The organism is Myxococcus sp. AM011, assembly GCF_013372595.1.
Classification (GTDB): Bacteria; Myxococcota; Myxococcia; order Myxococcales; family Myxococcaceae; genus Myxococcus; species Myxococcus eversor.
Map to the genome: position 1 here is coordinate 16,999 of NZ_JABXEM010000077.1, position 22,174 is coordinate 39,172.

A 22,174-nucleotide genomic window follows, 5' to 3' on the forward strand; every position below is an offset into this window, starting at 1 on the left:
CCCGTGGTTGAGGCCATGGGGTTGCCCGCCAGGAGTACTCGCCCTACACGTGCCGAGTCCGGCGGGTTGTGCCTAGGAAACGCCCTCCCACCCAGCGGAGGAAAATAGAGACCAGCGCCAGGACCCCCGAAGCCAAGGTCGCATAGATGGGCATGAAGATGAGGGCAACGGCCGCCTGGGCATCCGCGTCCAGATTGCTCCAGACAAAAACCTGTCCGGCGAGGATCAGCACGGGCGCACTGACAGCACCGGTGATGAGCCCCCAGGTCACCGGGGGCGTCCTGGGCACTCCGTATGCGAGAACGACACCCAAGGCGACAAGGCAAACCAGTGGGACGGCGACGTACGGGACGAGCGTGAACATGGCGCCCCGGTCCTCTGAGCCGATGTCCGAGAAGAGGCGGGCCAGCTCCGCACTCAGTGGATTGACGATGACGCTGAAGAGCGCGGCGGCGACCAGTGCCTGCAGGGACTTCATGATGCCCCCTTCTTCCTTCGTGCTCCGGACACCGTACCGGGCCTCCATGAATCCCAGTGGGAACTAATCGAACGACAATCAATCACCCATGGTTATCGATGAGGCGAAGAGGGAGGGCGCTCGCGCGGTGCCAGCTCTTGGGGCACCGCGCTCCGTCAGTCGAGCAACTGCATCAGGTCCGCGCGGGTGATGGCGGCGCCACCCGAGGCGCCTCCACCCAGCGCCGACTCGAACAGCGCGCGCTTCTTGTCCTGGAGCGTGAGGATCTTCTCCTCCACCGTGCCCTGGGACACCAGGCGGTAAACCATGACGGGGCGCTGCTGGCCGATGCGATGCGCGCGGTCCGCGGCCTGGTTCTCCACGGAGGGGTTCCACCAAGGGTCCACCAGGAACACGTGGTCCGCCGCCGTGAGATTCAGGCCCGTGGCGCCCGCCTTCAGCGAGATGAGCATCACCGGCGGACCCTTCGGGTCCTGGAAGGACTCCGCCACGGCGCCGCGATTGGACGTGCTGCCGTCCAGCCGGATGAAGCCGATGTCCGCTTCCTTCAGCGCCGGCTCGATGAGGTCCAGCATGGACGTCCACTGCGAGAAGACGAGCGCCTTGTGTCCGTCCTCCACCGCCGTGCCGAGCGCCTCCAGGAGCGCCTGGACCTTCGACGACGTCTTCGCGTGCTGCCCCGGGACGAGCGCGGGATGGCACGCCGCCTGACGCAGCCGCAGCAGTGCCTCCAGCGCCTTGAGCACGCTGCCGCCCGCCTCCAACTGGGACACCACCTCCTCGCGGGTGGCGGAGTACACCGCGTCGTAGACGGCGCGCTCATGCTCGCTGAGCGTGACGTGACGCACGGACTCGGTGCGCGGCGGAAGCTCCGGGGCCACGTCCCGCTTGAGCCTGCGCAGCACGAAGGGACGGATGCGCGCGCGCAGTCGCTCGGCGGCGCCCTTGTGGTTGTCACCGACGGGACGGGCCCAGCGCTCCTCGAACTCCTTGCGCCCGCCGAGCAGCCCCTGGTTGGTGAAGTGCATCAGGCTCCACAGCTCCTCGAGCCGGTTCTCGATGGGCGTGCCGCTGAGCGCCAGGCGGAAGGTCGCCTCCAGCCCGTACGCCGCGCGCGCCACCTGGCTGTCGGGATTCTTGATGGCCTGGGCCTCGTCGAGCACCACCATGTCCCACGTCTTCGCGCCGAGGACCTCCGCGTCCAGGCGCATCAGCGCGTAGGTGGTGAGCGTCACGTCGGCCGTCTCGTCCAGCGAGCGTCCGGGGCCGTGGTACACGGACACCTTCAACGAGGGACGGAAGCGCTTCACCTCCGCGTGCCAGTTGGGGAGCACGCTGGTGGGCGCGACGACGAGCGTGCCCTTGCCCACCATGCAGATGGTCTGCAGCGTCTTTCCCAGGCCCATGTCGTCCGCGAGCACGCCGCCCAGGCCCGCCTGACGCAAGAAGGTGAGCCAGCTCACGCCCTGGAGCTGGTACGGCCGCAGCGTCGCAGTGAGGTCCGCCGGGAGCCTCGGGTCGGGGAGCTTCTCGAAGCCCTGCACCAGGGGCGCCAGCCGCTCCAGGCCGGGCGGGGACGGATGCTCCAGCGCCTCGCACAGGTCGGTGAGCTGGGGGATGGCGTGGTTGGCGAGCCGTCCATCCGAGCCGCGCGCCGCCAGCAAGTCCGTCACGCGCTGGCCATGCGACTTCAGCCACGCGGTGGGCAGCGGCGCCCAACCACCCCCCTGAAGAGGCACGAGGCCCAGCCCCTCCTCCCACGCCTTCATCACCGCGCCCGCGTCCACCGTGCGCGGCGCATCCGGGCCCGCGCCCTCCACCTGGAAGTCGAAGGCGAAGTCCACGCGCGGGGCACCCGCCTCGGTGGTCCCCGCCTTCACGTCGAGCATGGGGCGCAGCTTCACGTCCGGGCTGACGAAGCGCGCCGCATCCCCGGTGAGTCCGCCGCGCCAGCGCCGCAGCTTGTCGGCGAGCTGCAAGGCCTCCTGGCCCTGCACCGTCACCCGGCGACCGGGGACCATGTTCAGCTCGTCGCGCAGGCCGTGGATGAGCTGCTGCTCGGCGGTCTCGTTGCGCACGGGCACCGCGCCGGTGAGGTACACCATGCGCCCGTTGTCGATGCGCACCGTGGGCGGTGAGCCGTACACGAGCGTGGGCAGCACGGAGAGTCCCGTGCCCAGCGCGTCCAGCTCCAGTGAGATGCGCGGCTTGAGCGTGCGGTCGATGCGGGGCAGCCGCTGGCTCTTCACGTCCACGGGCAGGCGCCGGGCCATCTCCGGCAGCACCTTGCCGGTGAGGTCGCCCATCTGGTCGGGCGAGAAGACGCGCTCCTGGGGCAGGTTCTCCAGCCGCGAGCCGGTGAGCGACTGCTCGCCCATGCGGAAGAGGATGCCCCCGCCCACCGCGACGCCAGCGCTGACGACTTCGGTGGCGCGTGGATCTCTATCCACCTTCAGCACCGTCTGCTCGCCCCGGTCCTCCACCGTGACGCGAGGCAGGAGCAGCTCGCTGGATATCGAGACCAGGTTTCCGTCGAAGAGCACCGTGCGCGCCGGCTCCAGCGCGCGCAGCAGCGCCTCCAGTCGCTCCGGAGGCAGCGCGCCTCGCGTGGGCTTCGCGAGCAGCGCATCGGCGACGCGGTCGCACGGCTCCACCTGGATGCGAGCGGCCTCCACGGGGTTCGTCAGCAGCGAGGACAGGCTGCGCGCCAGGAGTCGCGCGGTGTTGTCGGGCCGGACCACCAGCCGCTCGAGTTGGAGTCCACCGTCCACGCGCTTGAAGCGGTACACCATCCGCTCCGGCTTCGGCGCGGCGCCAGGGCGCGGGGCGGACGGCGCCTGCATGCGAGGAGGCGCGGACGGAGCCTGCGTCCGGGGCGGCGCGGACGGAGCCTGTGTTCGGGGAGGCGCGGACGCGGCGGCGCGGGGCGGCGCGCCCTTCTGCGTGGAGTGGTGGAGGAAGAGGGCGGCGGCCACCACGTGCTCGCACGGGTCCGCCTTCCCCTTGCAGTCGCACTCCCAGATTTCGTCCTCGGGATAGAGGACGGTCGTCACCGGCGCGGGGCGACCGGTGGCGCGCACGCGCAGCACCGTCTCCTCTTCACCGACGGACTGCACCGAGACGGCGCCGGCACGAGCGAGGCCCATGCCGGCGGACCAGGTCTCCGGGCGCGCTTCCTCCTGGATGGTTTCGAGCAGGTCGGCGGTCGCGGACATACGGGGACCGCCTCCCTAGCTCCGTTGGCGGACCCGGCGCAATGCTCGCCTGCGCCGGGCCTGTAGGGGCGTGGCTACGGGTAGGTGTCCAGGTACGCGCGGTGGCTGTTGGAGAACTCGAAGTGGGTGAACTTGTCCCAGTTGATGGACCAGGTCATCAGGCCCTTGAAGCCGGGGTAGCCCGCGGTGTTGCGCAGGACGTAGGTCCCACCGAACGACTGGCCCTTGATGAGGTAGTCGAGCGCCTTGTGCACGTTGGCCGGCGTGGTGTACCCGCCGCCCGCCGCCTGCGGCGAAGAGGGCAGGCCGATGAGAATCTGGTCAGGCCGGAGCGCGGGGAACATCGCGCTGCTGTTGCCGCCCACGGGGAAGCCGCGCAGCAGCATCTCCGCCATGGCGACGTGGAAGTCCGGCGTGCTCTGCGCGTAGGCCCGGCCGTCGAGCGCCGTGACAGTCCCGGTGTTGTAGTGCTGCACATGCAGGTACGTGAGCCTGTCGCGCAGCGAGTAGATGACGGGCAGATACGCACCCCAGGGGCCGCCGTAGGCCGCCATGCCACCCTGCACATAGGCCGTCTCCGGCGCCATCGTCAGGACGAAGCCGGAGCCGTTCTGGTTGAGCAACTGGCGGGTGGCCTGGATGAGGTTCGTGATTCGCGGCGTGGTGGGGTTGCGGAAGTCCGTGTCGCCGCCATTGAGCGACAGCGAGCTGCCCTCCAGGTCCAGGTCGAACCCGTCGAAGCCATAGGTGTCGATGAGGCCCTGCATGGTGGTGACGAAGTTCTGCCGGGCGGCGGCGTCATCCAGGTGCACGGTGCCGTTGGCTCCGCCGATGGAGATGAGCACCTTGCGCCCCTGGCTCTTGAGCAGGGCGACGTCCGCCTTGAAGTCCGCGACGCTGGAGTTGTACGGCGTGAAGGCCATGTTGCCGGAGCCGGCGCCGCCCACGGGCTCGGCGAACGCGACCTGGATGACGTTGAACTTCGCGGAGATGTCGCGCAGCCGGATGTTCGTCGAGCCGTTGTCGAAGTTGTGCCAGTAGCCGACCAGGAGCTTGTTGCCCACCGGCTGCGTCCCCGTCGTCGTCGCGGAAATGCTGTTGCTCGCCGAGGAGCGGTTGCCCGCGGCGTCACGCGCCTTCGCGGTGAACGTGTACGTCGTGTTCGCGGCCAGCCCCGTCACCGTGACGCTGGTGGAGCCGGAGGTGGTGGCGGACGCGGACGCGCCGCCATTGACGAAGACCTCGTAACCGGTGACGCCCACGTTGTCCGTGGACGCGCCCCAGGACAGCGACACGCTGCCGGCGCTCACGCCGGTGGAGGCGAGGTTGGCGGGAGTGGAGGGCGCCACCGTGTCGTTCGCCGGACGGGGCGACGTCGTCACGCTGTGCGCGGTGCTCGCGGTGGAGCGGTTGCCCGCGGCGTCACGCGCCTTCACGGTGAAGGTGTACGTGGTGTTCTCCGCGAGGCCCGTCACGGTGACGCTGGTGGCCCCTGCCGTGGACGCGGAGGCGGTGGTGCTTCCGTTGGTGAAGACCTCGTAGCCGGTGACGCCGACGTTGTCCGTGGACGCGCCCCAGGTCAGCGACACGCTGTCGAAGGTCTTCGCGGTGGAGGTGAGTGAAGCGGGTGTGGATGGGAGCTGCGTGTCGGGCTGCGGATTCCCCGTACGTTCCAGCCACAAGGCCAGGACGTTGGGCGGTTCCCAGCCCACGAGGGAATAATGGGACTGACGGCAGTCGTAGGCCTTGCCTCCATAGGAGGCGATGTCGCCCACGGTGTACTGCGTGTTGGGGGCCCATGCCCCCCGGTCCGCCGCGAACGCGGACGTGGGAAGCAGGGTGCTGAGCAGGGTGACGAAGGCCACCAGGGCGGTGAGTGCCGCCCGGGGGAGGTGTCCTGGAAGCTGCATGGCGTCTGCCTTTCGGCTGGGGGAAACCGAAGAGAGAGGGCCACCCCATTTTTCGGGTCATTCAAGCTTTACGTTTTTCCTGCGCGCCAGAGGACCGGGCGAGCGACCGGCTCCGTGATTTCTGGCGGGGTGCGCCCCATTTTCCGGGGTGAGGGGCAAGGGCCGCCTGTCATTTCGCGGGGTTGACGATGGCCTTCGGAAAATAAAAAGGCCGTGTCGATCTCCCGCGAGTCTGTTCGACGAAGGAGTAGAGCCCGGGACAACGGGCACGTACGAACCCCAGGAACCTGAAGGAGAACGACATGCGATTCATGGTGCTGGTCAAGGCGACGAAGGACTCGGAAACGGGCGCGCCGCCGAACGAGAAGATGCTGACCGAGATGGGGAAGTACAACGAGGAGCTGGTGAAGGCGGGAATCATGCTCGCGGGCGAGGGACTCCACCCCAGCTCCAAGGGCGTGCGGGTGCGCTTCTCCGGCACGAGCCGGACCGTGATTGACGGCCCCTTCGCGGAGACCAAGGAGTTGGTGGCCGGCTTCTGGCTGTGGCAGGTGAAGTCGAAGGAAGAGGCCATCGAGTGGGTGAAGCGCTGTCCGAACCCGATGCCCGGCGAGTCGGAAATCGAACTCCGTCAGGTGTTCGAGATGGAGGACTTCGGCGCGGAGTTCACGCCCGAGCTGCGTGCGCAGGAAGAGCGTCTGCGTGAGCAGGTCTCGAAGAGCTAGGCGCCCCAGCCCTCTCCCACACCCCGCGGAACGCACGCGGCCCCATCGGGTGCGGGGCCCGTGCGTGACATCACCACCTCGGCGTGTATGGCATTTCTCCATGCCGCAGTGGAAGCTGAGCGCGTGAGCCCCCGGTTCACGTGACGTTTGTTTTTGATGACCGCCTGTCGCACTTCGCCTGGCATTCCTTGCCCACGGCGGAGGTGCGTCTGGGTGAGCCCCTTGTGTGTGTATTCCACGGGCTGGCGCATTCCCGAAAACGTTCGTTCGTTGCCTCGCGCGTGCGTGGATTATTCCCATGCGTGTCGATTCATGTCTGCCTTTTGCGCCGCGCGAGACAGGTCGCGAGGCAATGTCAGACCCCTGGTGCACAACGCACGTGGCTCATTCATCTCCATGCGGTTCATGAATTGTGAGGGTTCAGAATGTCCCCGTCATTCCAGCAGGGCACCCGTTCGCTTGCGCAGGTCCTGGAGCAGATTCGTCGTTGTGCGGCGAGCGTCACGCGGTATCCGCTCGATATCCTCACCGCGGAGGCCCACCTCGAGGACGAGCTGGGCATCGACTCGGTGAAGCTCGCCGAGATTGCCGCCGTCGTCGCGCGGGAATTCAACCTCCCGGTGGACCGGCTGCCGCGTGGCTCGAAGGCGCGCACGCTGGGCGCCATCTCCGAGCGCGTGGTGGAGTTGTTGGCGGAAGCAGCGCCTGCTCCCGTCGCGGCGCCCGTGGTCGCCCCCTTGTCGGGAGAGCGCGCCACCCACCCGCGCGAGGTGTCTTCCTCGCCCGCTGCGTCGTCGGACCTGGAGGCCCAGGTGCGCTCCGTGTTCGCTCGTGTCACCCGGTATCCCCTGGAGCTGCTGACGCTGGAGGCGGACCTGGAGGACGAACTGGGCATCGACTCCGTCAAGCAGGCGGAGGTGATGGCGGTGCTCGTCAAGGAGCTGGGGCTGGAGGTGGGGCCGAAGCCCTCCCAGCGGCTGCGCACGCTCTCCGCGCTGTGCGAGGCGATTCGCATGTCGCGTGGGGCGGTGAGCGCGCCTCGACGCGAGGTGGAGCAGCCGGTGCGTGCCGCGCCTCCGCCCTCCGTGGCCCGGCTGCCCTTCGAAGGGAAGGTCGCGCTCGTCACGGGCTCGGGCAAGGGCATCGGCAAGGTCATCGCCATGCGGCTGGCCAGCGCGGGAGCGACAGTGGTGGTGAACTCGTTCCATTCCCGAGACGAAGGGGAGCGGACGGCCCAGGAGATTGTCGCGGCGGGGGGCAAGGCGCTGCACCTGTGGGGCTCCGTCGCGCAGGAGGAGCACCTGGAGCGGCTGTTCGCCTCCATTGGTGAGCAGTTCGGCGGTCTGGACTTCCTGGTGTGCAACGCGTCCAACGGCCTGATTGGGCCGTTCGACCGGATTTCTCCGCGCGACTGGGACAAGGCGTTCCGCACCTGCGTCACCGGCACCTACGAGTGCGCCATGCGGGCGCGGCCGTTGATGGCACGGCGGGGAGGCGGGGCCATCGTCACGATGTCCACGTCCATGTCCCAGCGGTACATGCATGACCTGGGCTGCCAGGGCGTGGTGAAGGCCGGAGTCGAGTCCCTCACGCGCTACCTGTCCGCCGAGCTGGCGCCCGAGGGCATTCGCACCAACTGCGTGTCGGCCGGGCCGGTGCACGGAGAGTTGCTGGGGATGTTCCCCAACGCTCCTGGGCGCGTTACGCGCTGGGAGTCGGCCACGCCCGGTGGGCAGCTCTGCACGGCGGATGACGTCGCGGACGTGACGGAGCTGCTCCTGGGGCCGAAGACGCAGCGGGTGAACGGCGCCATCTGGGTGGTGGACGGCGGGCTCTCCAGCACGGTGGATGGCCTGTTGCCCGTCGGGCAGCGGCCTTCCAACGGACACGACGTGCGGGCGCTGCTCGCCCTGGATTCCTGAACACCTTCGAACGGGGAGAACGCCATGGGTTACTTCGCTGTCCCGTACGTCATCCACTTCGATGACACGATGGCCTACGGGAGCCATCACTTCCTCACCAACTTCAAGTTCCAGTGCGCGGGCCGAGAGCACCTGCTCTTCGGGCCCCACTTCTTCGAGGTGCCCGAGTTCCGCCGCGACTTCGAGCGCGTTCTCCTGCTCACGTATGAGGGGTACTCGCGCAACCTCGCGCCCGCGAACCTGGGCGACCGGCTGGTGGTGCTGACGTCGTTCGAGGAGCGGGGCGAGGTGTCGGTCCGCTTCTGCTTCCGGACGTTGAAGCAGGACGGAACGCCCGTGGCCTGCGGCTACCAGACGGTGCTCTGCGCCGACAAGGAGACCGGAGCGCTCTGCCCGTTCCCCGACTCGTTCCGCCCGTGCTTCGAGTCCCTGGCCGACATGTTCGAGCCCGCCGCGACGCTGAGCTTCCGGGAGCGCGCGCTCAAGGGCGGCACCGCCATGTCGGAGCTGTTCTCGGAGAGCGTCCGGGGACTGGCGAGGCAGCTCCTCGCGGACCCGACCGCGTTGGGGTCGGCTCGGTTGGTGGAGGCGATGGCGCCGGTGCGCACCACTCCGAAGGAGGCGGCGGCCTTGGGGCTGCCTGTCGGTGCCACCGCGTTCCTGTTCGCGGGGCAGGGCTCGTTCGAGCCTGGGTTGTTCGCGCGACTGCTGCTCCTTCAGCCGGAGCTGCGCGATGAACTCGCGGCAGTGGAGGACGTGGCGCGGCGGTACGGGTTCGAGGTGGGGCCCTTGCTCGCGGCCCGTGACGCGGACGAGGTGCGGCGGGTGCTGGAGCAGTCGCCCCGGTTGGACCAGCTCGGCATCTTCTTGTCGGGAGTGCTCGGGGCGCGGTGGCTGATGCGCGAGGGCCGGGCTCCCGACATCTTCGTGGGGCACAGCTTCGGGGAGATCGCCGCGATGACGGCGGCGGGGGCGCTGGATGTGCGGGGTGGCGCGGAAGTGGTGTGCCTGCGCAGCCAGGCGCTCCAGTCGGTGTCGGACGACCTGGGAACGCTCGCCGCGGTTGCGTTGGGGGAGGCGGAGGCGTCGCGGACCCTCGCCGAGTGCGGCGCGGCTGGGCTGGTCATCGCGGGTCGCAACCACGCGAAGCAGACCGTGGTGGCGGGGGCGCGCGCGGAATTGGAGCGGCTCCGTTCACACCTGGAGCAGCGGGGACAGGGCTTCACGTTCGTGGCCAGCCGGTATCCGTTCCACCATCCAGGGCTGCGGAGCGCGGCGGAGGCGTTTCGTGCGGCGCTCGCGCGCGTCGAGATGCGGCCACCGCGAGGACCCATCTACTCGCCGATCGAGCGAAGGGTGTACTCAGGGGGGCCGGGCGAGTTGGCAAATGCGCTTGCTTCTCACCTGGTCCACCCCTTCGACTTCCAGGGCGCGGTGGAGTGGTTGTCGCGCTCGGGTTGCACGCGCTTCCTGGACTGTGGGACGGAGGGGCGACTGGCGCGCATCGTTCAGCGCATCCTCCCGGCGACCGCTGTCACCGAGCTGAGCGCCATCGCCGGGTTGCTGCCCTCGGAGGCGGCCTTCGTGGTGCCGTCGCTCGGGAAGGGTGAGGGCAGGACTCCGCCGGCGGGCTCGGCCCCCGTGGTGCCGGCTCGTGGTGATGCGGCGGAGGAAGTGCCGGAGGTCGCCATCGTCTCGCTCGGGTGTCTGTTTCCGGGTGGAGCGTCGGACCCGGAAGCCTACTGGCGGAACATCCGTCAGGGGGTGAGCGGCATCGTCGACCCGGGCGCGAGCGAGCCTTCCCTGGTCACCGACTTCGTGGGTCCCACGGGGACGCCGGACCGCGCCTACACGCTCCTCACGGGCGCGGTGCGAGACGCGGACCTGGTGGCTCCGCGAGGTGTCGACCCCGCGCGCTTCCACCGGTACGTCCGGGAGCAGAAGCTCCTGGCCATCGCGCTCGCGCAGGGAATGACAGGGCTGGAGGGCATCGCCACACGCTCGCCCGAGCGCATCCAGTGTCTTCTCGGCTCCACGGCGGAAGGGTCGTCCGAGTACGACGCGGCGCTCAGCCTGGAAGCGGGAGAGGCCCTCCTCCGAGCGAACGGGATGCACGGGGCCGACCTCGCGTTGCTGTCACAGGCGGCGCGTTCGGTGATGGGAGTGGAGACGCGGTCTTCCGAGCTGGCGCCGCATCCCACGCTTCAGGCGGTGGTGACGGACGTCGTGGGACGGGGTGTCTCCACGGTGTTGCTCGATGCCGCGTGCGCGTCCTCGCTCTATGCCATCGCGCTGGGGATGAAGTCGCTTCAGCAGGGGGATGCGGACCTGGTGCTGGCCGGCGGAGTCTTCTCGCCGGGCCCTGGCAACAGTTGTCTCTTCTCCCAGTTCAACGGGCTCTCGGGGACCGGGAGTCGTCCGTTCGATGAGCGGGCGGATGGAGTCATCTTCGGAGAGGGCGCGGGCGTCGTGGGGCTGATGCGGCTGCCGGACGCGCTCTCCGCGGGGCTTCCGGTGCGGGCCATCGTCCGGGGCACGGGGCTGTCCAGTGATGGGCGCAGCAGCTCGGCGAACGTTCCGCGCGTCGAGGGCCAGGTGTCCGCGATGAAGGCGTGCTACGCGGCGGCGGACATCGACCCGGCCACCATCCAGTACCTGGAGGCCCACGGCACGGCCACGCCGGCGGGGGATGCCACCGAGCTGAAGTCGATTGCGAAGGTCTTCGGCGGCAGGCGCGAGGGCATCCAGCTCGCGAGCGTGAAGGCGCTGATTGGCCACGTGGGCTGGGCGGCGGGCGCGGCCTCGGTCATCAAGTTGTGCAAGGCGCTGGAGCACCGACTCATTCCAAGGCAGGCGAACTTCGAGCGACCTGGCGCGGAGCTGCGCGCGCTGGGCCCCGACTTCGAGGTGAGCCTGAGCGAGCAGCCCTGGCCCGAGAATGGCGAGCATCCTCGCCGTGCCGCCACGAACGGCTTTGGCTTCGGGGGAACCAACGCGCACTTGGTGCTCGAGGAGTATCGGGGTGGGCGTGTCGCGCCGAGCGCCTCGGCACGGGCGGGCCAGCGCGGTGAGCGGGTGGCGGAGCCTCGAAGTGGGCTTCGTGCACCGAGCGCCTCGAAGCGGGCGGGGCCGAGTGGTGAGCTGGTGGTGGTGGCCGCCGAGGGGGTGTTCCCGGATTCGAGCGGCCTGCCGGGTGTCGGTGTGCCGTCCGAGGTGGGAGCACGCTTCGACGCCGCGGCCTTCAGGCTGCCGTCCTCGCTGAGGCTGTTGCCGGACATCGCCGAGGACATGGACCTGACGCAGGGGCTCGCGCTCACGGCCGCCAGTGCGCTCGTCCAGAAGCTGGAGGGCTTCGATGGACTTCGCGCGGGAACGGCCCTCGTGCTCGGCCTCGAAGGGAAGACGCGCAGAGGCGTGGAGGCCATCCAGCGCGTGTTGGCCGCGTCCACGCGTCGCAAGCTGAGAGAGCGCGTCCTGAGGGCTCCGGAGCAGGCGGCGTTGTTGCCGCTGGCGGAGCGCTTCCATGACGTGGTGCTGGGGACGCTGCGTCCCTCGGGGCCCTACACGCTGCAAGGGATGATGGCGAACGTCACGCCGGGGCGCGTGGCGGGAGCGCTGGATGTGAAGGGCCCCAACTTCGTGGTCGATGCCGGAGGGGCTTCGCTGGCCGCCGCGCTGAAGGCCGCGCGAGGGGTGTTGGAGACGGGCTTCGAGCTGGTGCTCGTGGGTGGGGCGCATGTGCTCCGCCCTGGGGCTGTCGCGAGTGGGTCTCAACCGGAGGAGGGCTTGATGTTGTTGGCGGTCACCACCGCCGAGAAAGCCGCGCGGCGAGGTCTGAAGGTGCTGTGCCGCCTCCAGATGTCGGAGGCCACGGACTCACGAACGGGGGCCGGCCATGTGCTGCCGCCACACTCTGCGCGCGAAAGCTTGGAAGTCCTCCGAGCGGTGCGGGCAGCCGCCGAAGGACGTCCCGCCACGCTGCGGTTCCATCCGGAAGCCGCGAGCGGTGTCCGACTGGAGCTTCAGCTCCTGCCGGAAGGGGCCGCGCGGCCGGAGCGTGGGCTTCAGCCTCGGTCCACCACCCAACCCGTGGGACTGGGAACCGAGAAGAGGATGGCCTCTCCGGACTCGCGTCACGCGGAGCCGAAGGAGGTCGCCGCCGAAGAGGCATCCAGCGGCTTCGACCACAGTGCGCCCATCGGCTATTACTCGCCCGTGCTCGTCGAGCACCCCGTGCGGTCAACGCGGCCCACGCGTCGCGACGTGCGTCGCGTCCTCGTCATCGCGGAGGACGAAGCGCTGGCTCACGAACTGGAGCCTCATGCACGCCGGCTGTTCGGGCCTGACCACCTCGTGCTCTTCGCGGGCGAAGCGAAGTCAGCGGGACAGGTTCGCGGCATCGACCTGACCCGCGAGGAGACGGCCGACGCGGCGCTGGAGGCGTTGGGCTTCTCACCCCAGCTCATCCTCGCCGTCAGTCGAATCGAGCCGCATGCGCGCGAGGCCGAGGTGGTCTCCGACACGGCGCTGCGCCACGAGGCGCTGGAGTTGCTCTTCCTCGCCGCCCGTCGCTCCTACGAGCCGCTCCTCACGGGAGAAGTCACGCTGGCGAGCGTGTGCGTGGGAGGCGTGGGCCCCGGGCGCGTCCTGCACCCGATGACCGGTCTGTTCGCCGGGATGCTCAAGTCCGTCGCTCGTGAAGTCCCGGCGCGAAACGTTCGCGCCATCGCGACCTCACGGCGGAGCCTGCCCGAGGCCCTGGCGCAGGCCCTGGCCGAGTTGGACTCGGAGGAGGAAGGCACCCCCTCGGTCGAGGTCTGCTTCGACGGAGAGGCTCGGTGTGTCCGCCGACTCCGTCCCACCGCCCCTCCGGTGCCTGGCTCATCCACACTCGATTCCAGCTCCGTGGTGTTGCTGACGGGAGGCGGGCGAGGTGTCACGGCGGTGCTCGCCGGGGCACTCCTGAAGCGGTACGGCTGCACGGTGGTGCTCCTGGGACGCAGCGACCCGGAAGCCGCGCCCGAGCGGGTGCTGCACGCCCCGGAGGACCAGCTTCCCGGGGTGGAGCGGGAGTTCTACGCCTCGGAGCTGGCGGCGAAGCCGGGCACGCGGATGCCCGAGCTGCGAGCACGCTTCGAGCGATACCTCGCGGTCCGGGAGCTGCGGTCCACGCTGGTGGGCCTCGCGAAGCTGCCAGGACGCATGGTCTACCGCGTCGCGGACGTCACGAGCCCGGGAGACGTGGCACGGGTGATGGACGAGCTCACTCGAGAGCACCGGCGCCTGGACCTGGTGGTCCACGGAGCGGGCACGCAGACGTCCAAGAAGCTCAACCGTCGGCGTCTCGCGGAGCTTCGCACGAACCTGGACACGAAGCTGCTCGGGCTTCGCAACCTGCACGCCGCCTGCGCGAGCCGCTTCGCGCGTCCCGTGCCGTTCCATGTCCTCACGTCCGCGTTCAGCTTCATCGGCAATGACGGACAGGCGGACTACGGCGCGGCGAACGAGGCGCTGGACCGCCTGTGCGCCTGGGCCACTGACGCCAATCCCGGGACGCCCTGGTGCAGCGTGGGGTGGCTGGCCTGGGACGGAATCGGGATGACCCGAGGCTCCGAGTATCGCGTGCTCGGCGCCAGCAGGAAGCTGCGCGGGATTCGCGCGGAGGAGGGCGAAGCGCTGTTCCTCCAACTCCTCGAGGGCACTCCGCGCGAGTCCATCCACGTGCAGCTCACGGAGAGCGAGCGCTCCTACTACGGCCTGGAGGTTCTGCCCGCGGAGCCCCCGCCAGCGACGGAGCCTTCCGCCGTGTTGAGAGACCTCGTGGTCGATGCCGCCAGCGTGCCATGCCTGGAGGACCACCTCGTCCGGGGCACGCCCACGCTGCCGGGGGCCTGGGCGCTGGACTTGATGCTGCATGCCGCGCTGGGCGACGGGCGACCGGAGCTTCGCACCGTCACCATCGAAGACGTGCGGTTCTCCCGCTTCATCCGCGTGAAGACCGGGGGACGTCAGGACCTGCGGGCCGAGTGCACCCAGCTCACCGACGAGCCTGGCCGTCACTGCGTGCGAGTGAAGCTGCTGGGCGACATCGTCCATGCCTCCGGCGTGGTGCTCGAACGAGACCTCGTCTTCGCGGAGGCGCGCTTCACGTTGTCGGCCCAGCCGCCCCAGGGCACGCCGGGGCTCGACGCCGCGACACCCTCGGGACGCGGCCTCCTCGCGGAGGACCCCCACTGCGCGCGGGGCGGACCCATCGAACTGCGGAAGATGTTCGACTGCCTGGAGGACATCCGCCTGGAGCACTCGGCGCGCTTCGCGAGGCTGGGGCTCCCCGCGCGGCGAGAAGAGGCGGGGGCCACCGTGCCCGCGCTCGTCCTGGACGCGGCGCTGCGACTGAGCGCGATGCATGTGGATGGAGTGTCGAGCGCCGTCTTCGCGCCCATCCAGTTCGAGCGAGCCACCTTCGACCGCGGGCTGGTGGGCAGGACGGATGGACCGCTGCGGCTGTCATTGAAGGCGCTGAGTCCCCGGCTGGACGGGGACATCCTCCAGTGCGGCACCGTCGCGGCGGTCGACGAGGCGGGGCGCTTGCGAATGCTGCTCGAGGGCGGCCTCGCGCGTCCCATGGCTTGAACCCTCTCTCCATCGGGTGAACACAATGAACTCCACCGCACTGTCGACGGCATCCCTGCCCATCGATGACCCGAAGCCGCTCCGCGCGGAGTTGCGTCGGGTGATGCCTCCCGAATCCTTCGAGCCACAGCCTCATCGTGGTGTCATCGCGCTGGCGCTGGTGCCAGTGATGATGGGGCTCACCGGCCTGCTGGGCTGGGGCGGACTGCCCTGGTGGCTCTGTCTGCCGCTCTCGTTCCTGCTCGGGCAGATGGTCACCACCGTGGGGCTGGCCGCGCACGAGGCGCTGCACCACGCGGTCTTCCGCAGCCGACGCTGGGAGGAGGTCCTCGGGTGGGCGGGCTTCGGCCCGTTCCTCGTCACGCCGGGCAACTGGCGTGCGTGGCATGTCCAGGCGCACCACAGCGCCGCGAACATCCACCAGAGAGACCCGGACATCCTCCCGCGTCAGCAGGACCTGAGCACCCAGCGGTTCGCGCGGTTGTTCCATGCGATTTCGCCGGGTTCGGGCACCTGGGTCAGCTACGTCAGCTTCGGCCTGTTCTTCACCGCGCAGGGCCAGGCGTTCCTGTGGCACCACATCCGCCAGCCCCAGTTCCGGCACGTCCGCATGAACCTCGTGAAGGAGCGAATCCTCACGGTGCTCGTCACGGCGGGCTGGCTCGCGCTGGGCTTCGCCATGGGGCCGCGAGGCGCGCTGTTCGCGCTCGTCATCCCCCTGCTCGTCGCCAATGTCACGCTGATGATCTACATCGCCACCAACCACTGGCTCCTGCCTGCGTCCGAGGACAGTGACAACCCCTTCGTGAACACCGCGAGCGTGGAGACCCACCCGCTGATGGACTGGGCCCACCTCAACTTCAGCTACCACCAGGAGCACCACATCTTCCCGGCCATGAGCCCCCGCTTCGCGCCGCTGTTGCGGCAACGGCTGCGGGAGCTCAAGCCGGAGGCGTCCGCCGTCTTTCCCCATGTCCACGCCCTGCGCACCCTGTACTCGCGCCCGGCGCTGTACTCGCCCACGGACGGCACCGTGCTGGTGGGCAGGGACGGCACTCCCGCCGTGAGCACGGAGGAGCTGCGCAGGCGACTCGACTCTCCCGGGCAGGCCATGTCGTGAAAAAAGGGGGCGCCTCGGACCCGATGCGCTGCTCCGAGGCGCCCTTCGCCCGCCGTGCAGGGCCGGGGGGAAAATCGCCCGGAGCGCGCGACGCCAGCGCCGTCGAGGCATCCGAGCGCCCAGCCCCCTCTGGCCCTTCGCGGGAGATGCACCCACATGGCAGGACTTTTCGACCCCCTGGCGCTCCGTGAGAATGTCGTCGCGCGCAACCGCATCTGGCTCGCGCCCCTCACGAACCAGCAGAGCCATGCGGACGGCACGCTGTCCGATGACGAACTCCACTTCCTGTCACGGCGCGCGGACGGGGGCTTCGGGCTGCTGGAGACCTGCGCTGCGCACGTGGAGCAGGACGGCAAGGCCTGGCCGGGCGAGCTGGGCGTGCACGACGACGCGATGCTGCCGGGCTTGCGCAGGCTGGCCGAGCGAATCCACCAGGGCGGCGCGCTCCTGTCCGCGCAGCTCTTCCACGGGGGGCTGCGAGCCGACCCCGCCGTCAGCGGCCTGACGCGCTGGAGCGCGAGCGCTCACACGGAAGAGGCGGACCGCTGCAGGGCGGGGACGGAGGAGGATATCCAGGGCGCCATCGAGGCCTTCGCGAGCGCGGCGCGCCGCTGCGCGCAGGCGGGCTTCGACGGCGTGGAGCTCCACGGCGCGCATGGATACCTGCTGTCGCAGTTCCTGAGCACCACGTACAACCGTCGAGAGGACCGCTGGGGCGGCTCGCTGGAGAATCGCTCCAGGCTCATCCGCGAGACGCTGGCCGCCGTCCGTCGCGCGGCGCCCGGACTGGTTCTCGCCGTGCGCCTGTCTCCCGAGGACTTCGGGCAGGCCAAGGGCCTGGACCTGGACGAGACGATTGAAGTCGCGCGGATGCTCGCCCAGGAGGGCATGGACGTCCTCCACCTGTCCCTCTGGCGCTCCGCGCTCAACACCCACAAGCGGCCGCAGGAGCACGCGACGACACTGTTCCGCGCGGCGGTGCCTCCGCGGGTCAAGATTGTCGTGGCGGGGAACATCTGGACGAAGGAGGACGCCGAGGCGCAACTGGCGCTCGGCGCGGATGCGGTGGCCCTGGGTCGCTCCGCCATCGCCAACCATGACTGGCCCGAGCGTGTCCGCCGGGGCGACGCCATCCAGCGCGCCCCCATCCCCGCGGAGGTGCTGCGGCGGGAAGGGGCGTCAGCGGGCTTCGTCGACTACCTGCGCGCCTGGAAGAACTTCGTCGTCCCATAAGGGCGGCGCCGGCGGGAGGCCCTGGCTTCCGGGGCCCCGGGTCTCCTGGAACCCCGTTTTTTGTCTCATCGAGACTTTAAATATATGACGAGGTCGTGCGTCCTAATGGGCGCCCGACAACTTGATGGTGTGGGGCCGAACACCTCACTTCTTCTTTCAGGACCTTCGTCATGAAAAGCCGCACCCAGTGGATGCTGTGCTCGCTGTCCTTCGCCCTTGCCGCCTCTCCCGCGCTGGCCGGTGACACCTACCGCCTGCAGGACGACAACGGCCAGGAGGGTTACTCCGACGAAGGCTATGCCAGCGAGGAGGCCTCGGAGGACAAGGGCGGCGGCAAGGGGTTCGCGCTGGGCCTGGGGGTTGGATACGGCGCCCCGTACGGCCAGCTCGGCTCGCCGGCGCCGGACGATGACGACGAGAACAAGCTGGGGGACCTGGTCTCCGGCGTCATCCCGATTCAGTTGGAGGCGGGCTACTTCTTCAACCCCAACGTGTACCTGGGCGCGACCTTCCAGTACGGCATCGTGAGCCTGAAGGACGAGTCCAGCAACTGCAACGACACCGGTATCAGCTGCAGCGCGAGCCAGCTCCGCCTGGGCGTCAACGTGGCCTACCACCTCAACGTCACGCCCAAGATCGACCCCTGGGTGAGCCTGGGTGTCGGCTACGAGTTCCTCAACCAGTCCGTCAAGGCCGAGGAGAGTGGTGAGTCCGCCACCGCCAAGGTCTCCGTGAAGGGCTTCGAGTTCATCGCCGCCCAGGTGGGCCTCGACTACCGCATCACCCCGAAGTTCTCGGTGGGTCCGTTCGCCACCGTCACCGCGGGCCAGTACTCGTCCGTCACGACGTCCTTCGAGACGAGCGTGGACATCCCCGGCCTCGAGGACCTCGAGGAGACCGACGACCTGGAGACGAAGAAGATCCACGGCTTCATCTACGGCGGCGTCCGCGCGCAGTACCGCTTCTAGTCGTCGTGAGACGTCGGGCCGGGATGCACCGGCCCGACGTTCCGCTGTCTGGAGCGCGGCCGTCAGATGTACTCGTCGAGCCAGTCGAACATGCGGTGATTGGCGACGGCCTGAGCGGCCTCCTGGCAGTGCAGGAGTCCCGTGTCCTCCTCCGTGAAGAGCAGGTAGTCCTTGGGGCACGTCAGCGCGTCGTAGAGCTGTTTCGCCTGGGCCCCCGAGTACGCTTCCGCGGTGCCGTCCATGACGAGCGTGCGGCAGCGGATGCGGTGGACGACCGGCACGTTGGTGAACTCCCGCAGCTTGAAGAGCAGGTCCGACGGTGAGCTGGCGCCGTGCTTGGACATGGCGTCGCGCATGTACCAGCGGTACAGGAAGACCTGCGACATGAGCTCGTAGAGCGCCGCGTCGAACGCGGCCGGGTCCGTGTCGAGCAGCTTCATGATGTCGGGGAAGTAGCCGTTGAAGTTGTCGAACTGCGACTTGCCCCAGTCGAGGACGCCCGGGTTGGGGATGAGAATCTTCAGGCGCCGCTCGAAGGCCGCCGCGCGTGGCACCAGCGCCCCGCCCATGCTCCAGCCCAGCAGCGCGAGCCTCCGCGAGTCCACGCCGGAGATTCGCACGGCGAAGTTGACCACGGGCGTGATGACCTTCTCCCAGTCGGGCCGGAACGTCAGGTGTTGCGCCCGGACGGCCATGCCCTGACCCGGCGCGTGGACGATGAGGCAGTGGTAGCCCCGCGCGAGGGCGTCATCAATCACATACTTGGACTCCTCCGGCCACGCGTCGCGGCCCTGCTGGAAGATGAGCAGCGGCGCATCTCCGCGCGTATGTGGAGCGCGGAAGAAGTAGCCGGGGAGGGTGGTGTTCTCGTAGGGAATCCGCACGGGCGTCGCCGGAATCTCGAGCAGCCTCAGGGCCTTGTCGTAGGTGTCCACGGCCTTGCGCCCCGTGGCCAGCACGCTGGGGTGTCCCGGCTCCGGGTGGTGGATGAGCGCCGCGCGATAGTAGTTGGCCGCGCGCAGGTAGGCGTTGCCCGCGCTGCGGGAGTGACGGCGGGTGAGGCTCGCGTCCCCCATGGCCCGGAGGCGGTCCGCCGTGCTGACCCACTCGGTGGGCCAGCTCCATTCGTCCTCGGGGTGGATGCGGCTGGCGGTGTCCAGCACCTCTCCGATATCCGCCTGGGCGCTGTACGTCGCGGCCAGGAAGTGCAGGAGCTGGTTCTCCATGATGGGGTCCGACAGCAATCCCAGCTCATACCAGGGCCGCGAGGGCTCCTGGGCGCCGGGTGACGGCGCCTGGCCGGGAGCTGGCGCCGCGAGCGAGGAGTTGGCGCGCAAGAGCGCGAACCCTCCGGTGAGCCCCAGGCCCGCATGGAGCAGGGAACGGCGATTCAAGCTGAAACCCATGGTGTGCTGCCTCCTGTTCAGGATTTGGAGGCTGGAACACCCGTCCCTTTTAATTCTGTCATCGCGACCCGAAATCACAGACGCGAGGGCGACAGGGCGTCGAAAAGCACATGTGGCGGCGGGAAGAGCACGGAGCGTCCCGTGCCTTCCCCAGGGTCCTTCAGGATGTGTTACTCCATCGATTGAATCGTGCGATTGGTCCGCGCGATTGTCAAGGAGGCCCGCGCCAGGCGCGGGGCTATGGCGTGGTGAACTGGGTCAGCCAGTTCAGGTTGGTCCGCAGGGACCAGGGCGCGGTGCCGGTGCGCCAGGTCGAGTCGAGGAAGAGCCCGGTGCAGCCCCCCGTGCGCATGTAGCAGTGGTCCGCGTTGAGGTCTCCGAGCTGGATGTCCTTGATGATGTACCAGCCGCTGTTGTTGCTCTGGAAGCAGGACGTCGCCAGGGGGCAGGACTGGCCTGTCGTCTCCGTGTTTTGAGCGCGGACGGAGGACTCGGTGGGGCCGACGAAGATGTCCTGCTCGCCGTTGATGATGCGCAGGCGGTTGCTCGGCAGCGCGCGGTTGCCGTTGGCCACGCAGGAGCTCAGGTTGTAGATGGAATATTGGACGCCCGCGCCCAGGCCGTAGGCGGCTTGGACTCTCGAGTCATGGTTCTTGGCGAGGATGGCCATGATGGAGCCCTGGCTGAAGCCCGCCACGACGATGCCCTTGGAGCAGTCCGCCTTGGCGCGGGCACACAGCGTACCGACGGCGCTGGTGGACCGGCTCCCGTCATAGATGCACTTGGAGCGGGTGGCCATGGAGGAGCAGGTGCCGAACGTCCCGTTGTCGTACTCGACGGTGGCGGCGACATAGCCGCGCGACGCCATCTCCTCCACGGCGGCCAGCGCCGAGGAGTGCTCGTACGGCTCCGTGGTGCCCACCGTGTAGATGAACACGGGGTACTTGCCCGAGGCCGACGGCTCCTGGCCGCGGAGGTTGTACGTGGAGCCGCACAGCGAAGTGCCTCCGCCCCGGTACGTCGCCGTGAAGCTGCTCAGGGACTGCGCTCCTGCTGAGGACGTCCAGGCCAGGGTCAGGAGCAATCCAAGACGGAAGGTCAGCTCTGTCTGCTTCATGACTTCTCCTCGTGGGTGACGTGGGACTTCAGGTCCGGGGCTTCGGGCTCCGGACCGACGTGAGCCAGCACTGCATTCACAGGCGGCCCCGTCCTCACGATTAAGACTCCGAGGATGTCTCCTCGTCTATCTGATTTTTCGTACTGTTATGTTTTTCCTCGTTTTGTTCCGCGTCGCGAAACATGGATGTCATTGTTTCGCGAGGCGGAATGTCAGTCGAGGTGTTCGGGCGACCCCGGGTGAAGCGCGACGAGGTCCCCTGGAGGAAGGGACTGCGTCCCTGGGGAGTCGTGGAGTTGCCCAGGCACATGCGCGGGGTCTCCCTGCGAGCCCTGTGGCACCAGGGTCCATCCATTGGCGGCAACGTGGACCTGTCGCTCTATCGGGGGGACCCGGCCTTCTTCGAGCGGTCCTTCACGGTCGAGACGTATGCCCCGGGGTTCGCGGCTTCGGCGTCACTGGAAGGCAGCCTCGTCTCTCAGGACCTCGAGTCCGCTGAAGCGATGCCCCCTCGGAAGAGCACCCAGCAGGCCCGCGCCGCCGAAGCCGCGAACTGGTGCTCGTGGGACCCAATCAGCTGAGGATCCTCCCGACAGGCGAGGACCGGAGGGCCGCGCTGACCTTGAAGGCCACGGTGCGCTGGGACCTGGGCACGGTGGCCGGCGTCGTGGCGGAGTTCGCCTACGTGAATGACCCGAACAAGACGGAGTTCGTCGACGATGACACCGGCGTGGCGGTGCCTGTCTTCAAGGATGCGAACACCTACGGAGCGACGGTGATGCTCCAGGCTCGTTACTGAGCGGGGCAATCCTTCGCACGGTGTCCTGGCTGTGATTGGGTTCATCCAGGGCGGGAGTCGCTCCTGGATGAACCCATGACCCCCGCGCTTCCCTCGGGCGTCCCGACTCGCGAAGCGAGGGACGTATCACCGGGTACAGCGCGGGGGGCTGGGGGCTGGCTTCAGTTGCGACGCTTGGTCGCGAGGAACTCCGCGGCCCAGCGCTTCACCGTGTCCGCCGCATCGGCGCCCTCGGCCGGGCGGAGGGTGGGGAGGATGGACGGCGCGGACGGGCCTTCTTCACCCTGGGGACCCACGGACTGCGTCTGGCCCTTCTTGCGGACCCAGACGCGGGGGCCGGTCGGAGTGGGCGTCGCGGCGCGCGCGGGCGTCTCCGCCGCGCTCTCCGAGCGACGACGGCGAGACAGGATGACATCCGGAATGGAGTGGGGCGCGGCGTGCTCGACCCAGGCGGCGTGGAGCCGGCCCGTGGCCACCATCTGCCGACGCTTCTGGTAGTGCGCCGAGCAATAGCCGAGCGTGCGGACGGGCTGTCGACACCCGATGACTGCGCAGGCCACGGGCTGCTCGACGACGGCCTGGATTTCAGGCTCGGGCGGCGGAGCGGGGGCCTTCTTCCGCACGGGGACGGAGGGGGCGGAGTAGGGC

General features: G+C 69.0%; 13 protein-coding genes and 1 pseudogene. 8 read left to right on the top strand and 6 right to left on the bottom strand.

What is annotated here, in order from left to right; genetic code table 11:
- Nucleotides 1-43: 43 nt before the first annotated feature.
- The 3 genes from HUW62_RS17995 to HUW62_RS18005 form a co-directional block, all read right to left on the bottom strand.
- The gene (locus HUW62_RS17995; RefSeq protein ID WP_163861238.1) at nucleotides 44-478 is read right to left on the bottom strand and encodes a hypothetical protein; all 435 of its coding nucleotides are present in this window, start codon (nucleotides 476-478) and stop codon (nucleotides 44-46) included.
- 155 nt (nucleotides 479-633) lie between these two features.
- Nucleotides 634-3,693, bottom strand: a complete 3,060-nt coding sequence (locus HUW62_RS18000) for a DEAD/DEAH box helicase (RefSeq protein WP_176435120.1) — start codon at nucleotides 3,691-3,693, stop codon at nucleotides 634-636.
- A 74-nt stretch (nucleotides 3,694-3,767) separates the two neighbouring features.
- Nucleotides 3,768-5,603, bottom strand: a complete 1,836-nt coding sequence (locus tag HUW62_RS18005; RefSeq protein WP_176435121.1) for a glycosyl hydrolase family 18 protein — start codon at nucleotides 5,601-5,603, stop codon at nucleotides 3,768-3,770.
- Between the two features lie 302 nt (nucleotides 5,604-5,905).
- Between HUW62_RS18005 and HUW62_RS18010 the strand changes: the two genes are divergently transcribed.
- From HUW62_RS18010 to HUW62_RS18035, 6 genes are all read left to right on the top strand, one after another.
- Nucleotides 5,906-6,328 (top strand): YciI family protein, encoded by a 423-nt coding sequence (locus HUW62_RS18010; protein ID WP_163861247.1) that lies wholly within the window; start codon nucleotides 5,906-5,908, stop codon nucleotides 6,326-6,328.
- A gap of 425 nt (nucleotides 6,329-6,753) precedes the next feature.
- The gene (locus HUW62_RS18015) at nucleotides 6,754-8,250 is read left to right on the top strand and encodes an SDR family oxidoreductase (RefSeq protein WP_176435122.1); all 1,497 of its coding nucleotides are present in this window, start codon (nucleotides 6,754-6,756) and stop codon (nucleotides 8,248-8,250) included.
- A gap of 24 nt (nucleotides 8,251-8,274) precedes the next feature.
- On the top strand, nucleotides 8,275-14,883 hold the full coding sequence (locus HUW62_RS18020) for a type I polyketide synthase (protein ID WP_176435123.1): 6,609 nt from the start codon (nucleotides 8,275-8,277) through the stop codon (nucleotides 14,881-14,883).
- A 25-nt stretch (nucleotides 14,884-14,908) separates the two neighbouring features.
- Nucleotides 14,909-16,003: a fatty acid desaturase gene (locus tag HUW62_RS18025; RefSeq protein WP_163861254.1), complete on the top strand. Its 1,095-nt coding sequence runs from the start codon at nucleotides 14,909-14,911 to the stop codon at nucleotides 16,001-16,003.
- A gap of 156 nt (nucleotides 16,004-16,159) precedes the next feature.
- Nucleotides 16,160-17,236 carry an NADH:flavin oxidoreductase gene (locus tag HUW62_RS18030; RefSeq protein ID WP_163861259.1) on the top strand — a complete coding sequence of 359 codons (1,077 nt, stop codon included), beginning with the start codon at nucleotides 16,160-16,162 and terminating at the stop codon, nucleotides 17,234-17,236.
- A 170-nt stretch (nucleotides 17,237-17,406) separates the two neighbouring features.
- Nucleotides 17,407-18,204, top strand: a complete 798-nt coding sequence (locus HUW62_RS18035; RefSeq protein WP_163861262.1) for an outer membrane beta-barrel protein — start codon at nucleotides 17,407-17,409, stop codon at nucleotides 18,202-18,204.
- A 62-nt stretch (nucleotides 18,205-18,266) separates the two neighbouring features.
- Here the strand turns inward: HUW62_RS18035 and HUW62_RS18040 are convergent, their stop codons facing one another.
- Both HUW62_RS18040 and HUW62_RS18045 read right to left on the bottom strand, forming a co-directional pair.
- Nucleotides 18,267-19,610: a S9 family peptidase gene (locus tag HUW62_RS18040; RefSeq protein ID WP_176435124.1), complete on the bottom strand. Its 1,344-nt coding sequence runs from the start codon at nucleotides 19,608-19,610 to the stop codon at nucleotides 18,267-18,269.
- A 238-nt stretch (nucleotides 19,611-19,848) separates the two neighbouring features.
- Nucleotides 19,849-20,727 carry a S9 family peptidase gene (locus tag HUW62_RS18045; protein ID WP_163861268.1) on the bottom strand — a complete coding sequence of 293 codons (879 nt, stop codon included), beginning with the start codon at nucleotides 20,725-20,727 and terminating at the stop codon, nucleotides 19,849-19,851.
- Between the two features lie 308 nt (nucleotides 20,728-21,035).
- Between HUW62_RS18045 and HUW62_RS18050 the strand changes: the two genes are divergently transcribed.
- Both HUW62_RS18050 and HUW62_RS18055 read left to right on the top strand, forming a co-directional pair.
- Nucleotides 21,036-21,308: a hypothetical protein gene (locus HUW62_RS18050; RefSeq protein WP_163861271.1), complete on the top strand. Its 273-nt coding sequence runs from the start codon at nucleotides 21,036-21,038 to the stop codon at nucleotides 21,306-21,308.
- A 41-nt stretch (nucleotides 21,309-21,349) separates the two neighbouring features.
- Nucleotides 21,350-21,526: a hypothetical protein gene (locus HUW62_RS18055; protein WP_163861274.1), complete on the top strand. Its 177-nt coding sequence runs from the start codon at nucleotides 21,350-21,352 to the stop codon at nucleotides 21,524-21,526.
- 161 nt (nucleotides 21,527-21,687) lie between these two features.
- Here the strand turns inward: HUW62_RS18055 and HUW62_RS18065 are convergent.
- Nucleotides 21,688-22,174 (bottom strand): annotated as a pseudogene (locus HUW62_RS18065) (cell wall protein); the annotation flags it as partial.

Excerpts from the sequence above, each read along its gene's own strand:
- HUW62_RS17995 (WP_163861238.1), bottom strand. The coding sequence starts at position 478 with ATGAAGTCCCTGCAGGCACTGGTCGCCGCCGCGCTCTTCAGCGTCATC.
- HUW62_RS18000 (WP_176435120.1), bottom strand. The coding sequence starts at position 3,693 with ATGTCCGCGACCGCCGACCTGCTCGAAACCATCCAGGAGGAAGCGCGC.
- HUW62_RS18005 (WP_176435121.1), bottom strand. The coding sequence starts at position 5,603 with ATGCAGCTTCCAGGACACCTCCCCCGGGCGGCACTCACCGCCCTGGTG.
- HUW62_RS18010 (WP_163861247.1), top strand. The coding sequence starts at position 5,906 with ATGCGATTCATGGTGCTGGTCAAGGCGACGAAGGACTCGGAAACGGGC.
- HUW62_RS18015 (WP_176435122.1), top strand. The coding sequence starts at position 6,754 with ATGTCCCCGTCATTCCAGCAGGGCACCCGTTCGCTTGCGCAGGTCCTG.
- HUW62_RS18020 (WP_176435123.1), top strand. The coding sequence starts at position 8,275 with ATGGGTTACTTCGCTGTCCCGTACGTCATCCACTTCGATGACACGATG.
- HUW62_RS18025 (WP_163861254.1), top strand. The coding sequence starts at position 14,909 with ATGAACTCCACCGCACTGTCGACGGCATCCCTGCCCATCGATGACCCG.
- HUW62_RS18030 (WP_163861259.1), top strand. The coding sequence starts at position 16,160 with ATGGCAGGACTTTTCGACCCCCTGGCGCTCCGTGAGAATGTCGTCGCG.
- HUW62_RS18035 (WP_163861262.1), top strand. The coding sequence starts at position 17,407 with ATGAAAAGCCGCACCCAGTGGATGCTGTGCTCGCTGTCCTTCGCCCTT.
- HUW62_RS18040 (WP_176435124.1), bottom strand. The coding sequence starts at position 19,610 with ATGGGTTTCAGCTTGAATCGCCGTTCCCTGCTCCATGCGGGCCTGGGG.
- HUW62_RS18045 (WP_163861268.1), bottom strand. The coding sequence starts at position 20,727 with ATGAAGCAGACAGAGCTGACCTTCCGTCTTGGATTGCTCCTGACCCTG.
- HUW62_RS18050 (WP_163861271.1), top strand. The coding sequence starts at position 21,036 with ATGCGCGGGGTCTCCCTGCGAGCCCTGTGGCACCAGGGTCCATCCATT.